The organism is Paenibacillus sp. 01T442 (assembly GCF_056398345.1).
Genome location: NZ_JBFTPF010000176.1, coordinates 1 through 2,465, shown reverse-complemented (window position 1 = coordinate 2,465; position 2,465 = coordinate 1). Strand labels below are relative to the sequence as shown.

At 44.6% G+C, this 2,465-nt stretch carries 2 protein-coding genes; one reads left to right on the top strand and one right to left on the bottom strand.

Translation table 11 applies throughout. From position 1 onward, the window contains the following. Positions 1-333 precede the first annotated feature (333 nt). On the bottom strand, positions 334-1,320 hold the full coding sequence (locus tag AC1DLM_RS35135; protein WP_477572595.1) for a helix-turn-helix domain-containing protein: 987 nt from the start codon (positions 1,318-1,320) through the stop codon (positions 334-336). Positions 1,321-1,468: 148 nt separating this feature from the next. Between AC1DLM_RS35135 and kdgD the strand changes: the two genes are divergently transcribed. Next, the gene (kdgD, locus tag AC1DLM_RS35130; protein ID WP_477572594.1) at positions 1,469-2,395 is read left to right on the top strand and encodes a 5-dehydro-4-deoxyglucarate dehydratase; all 927 of its coding nucleotides are present in this window, start codon (positions 1,469-1,471) and stop codon (positions 2,393-2,395) included. The last annotated feature ends 70 nt before the right edge of the window (positions 2,396-2,465 follow it).

The window sequence follows — 2,465 nt, the reverse complement described above, 5'->3', positions numbered from 1 at the left end:
GGCTCCATACGCACATATTTCCTAATTTTCGCTTGGTAAGGAGCACGTATATGAAAGTCATTCGTAAGACGAATCGCATGTCATTCGTTCAATTTTGGGAGGACAATATCCATATGGTGCTTCCAAATACGGCGATGGAAGTGTAGGATTCGATGAGTATTTGGCAGGAATAAGTCAGACATAAGCTGAATGAGGACTAGATGTAAAAAGTACAGCTAATTTTGCTGGAAACAGCGAAATTTACCAATTAGATGGAAAAACTCCAGTTAGATTTAACCAATTACTCAGAAAGCGAGAAAATGGTTGAAAATAGCTGGAGTTTTTCCAGTTATTTTATAGTTCGAGGAGGGTGGATGGCGAGTTGGACCGATTCTTCTGATAACGTGTCGCAACTTGCGCCAGATACGTATGAATCCAAGCGTCGACGGTTTCGGAGTTCAGACAGTTTTTGCGGAAATGACTGGGTGGCGTTCCCATTTCTCTGGTAAATACCTGTGTGAAATAGTGGATGCTTTCAAAGCCGGTATCCTCTGCAATCTGTTTCAATGGGATGTCTGTGTAGCCAAGTAGATAGGCGGCTCTTTTGATTCTTTCCGTTTTCACGATCGACGGGAAGGTTTGGCCCAGTTCATCCGAGATCAGGCGGGAGAGCTGTCGCTCGGACAAGTGGAGGCTTTGCGCCACGTCACTCAGTGCCATTTTATGAGAAAGATGGTCCTGAATATAGGCCTTGACCTTCTTGAGTGTGCCTTGCAGCTCCATATCAAAAGTAGACGAAGCCGTATCACCCGAGCGGCAATGCTGTAGAAACAAGGAGATACAACTGATGACCAGCGTATAGGCTAGTTGTTCAATCGTTTCCTTATAGCGATCACCCGTCTCCGAAGCTTGGATGAGCAGCGCCTGCCAAATGAGCATGGGAGCTGTCCCTTCAGCATTCGGTATGAAAAGATGCGGATAAGCGCATAGCTGGCTAAAATCCTGCATAAAAGCCTCACTCGATTCGGATACGACCGGCTCTAGTGCAAAAAATAATAACAGCATGCCTTCCTCGCTTTGGATGGAATGGCGACTTTCGGGCTTCGAGCAATATAGAGTTCCTGGCCGAAGCGGGTATGTTATGCCATCGTGAAAGTAGTGGCCTTCTCCTTCGACGACGTAGCAGATTTCAAAAAAAGAATGTGTATGCGGACGATTGCCCTTATGCTGCGGTTTCGCACCCCAGTAATGAACGAATATGGAGGCGGAGACACCTTGCAGCTGAACCAGGTTTTGGTTGAGATACAAGTTACTACGCGAGTAAATGGATGGATTCAACACGCATGAGGGCTCCTTTCAAGTAGACTGAAGATCATTATAGCATGGATTTTTTGAAAAAAAGCGGCATGTTTTTACAAAGACGAAAACGTCTTCATTTTCTATACTTACTTTTATAGGCACGTAAGAAGTTGAAAAGGAGCTGTTAGTAGTGGGCAATCATGTGAACATTTCACTCGCAGGCATCATGGGCTTTCCGGTAACACCATTTGATCTTCAGGAGCAAATAGATGAGAAAGCTTTACAAGCTAATATACATTTTTTGGTGGAAAATGGCTTGGATTCCGTTTTTGTATGCGCGGGTTCTGGCGAATATCAATCCTTGGATATCAACGAGTATGAGCGAGTAGTCACGGTTGGCGTTGCGACGGTTGCAGGCAAAGTACCCGTATTCGCAGGGGCTGGAGGCAATATTCGAGCAGCGGTAGAACGCGCACAACTTGCAGAGAAACACGGTGCAGACGGTTTATTATTGCTCCCGCCTTATTTGATCATCCCCGAGCAAGAGGGCTTGTTTAACTACTATCGGACGTTGGCACAGAGCACAAGTTTACCTGTCATTATCTATCAGCGTGATAACGCGATTTTTACCTTAAGCACATTGGAAAAACTGGCTAACTTACCTAACGTCATTGGTTTCAAAGACGGATTAGGCAATTTTGAACTAAACATTGAATTCGTACAATCAATTGGTTCAAGGTTACAATGGATGAATGGGATGCCGCTTGCTGAATTAACGATGCCAGCCTACTCGGCACTAGGCTATCTATCCTACTCATCCGCGATTTCCAATTACATTCCGCAGGTTTCAAGAACCTTCTATACTAGTTTACTTGCTGGAGATCAGGCAACGGTCAATTCCATCTATCAAGAAGTCATTTTACCCATCCATCGGATTCGTCAATTGCGCAAAGGGTATGCCGTTTCACTGATTAAAGCGGGCATGAACATTGTTGGATTGCCAGTTGGTCTCCAAGTTCGAACTCCGCTAGTTCAAGTGGAACGTGAGCATTATGTACGATTGGAATCTATTATTAAACGAAGTTTAGACCTGGTCGCGATCGCCAATAACGGTTAGGAGGAAAATATCATGATGAAAGTATCTATTCAAGTTCCCACCTRTGAATTATCGGATAGCGATTTGAGAC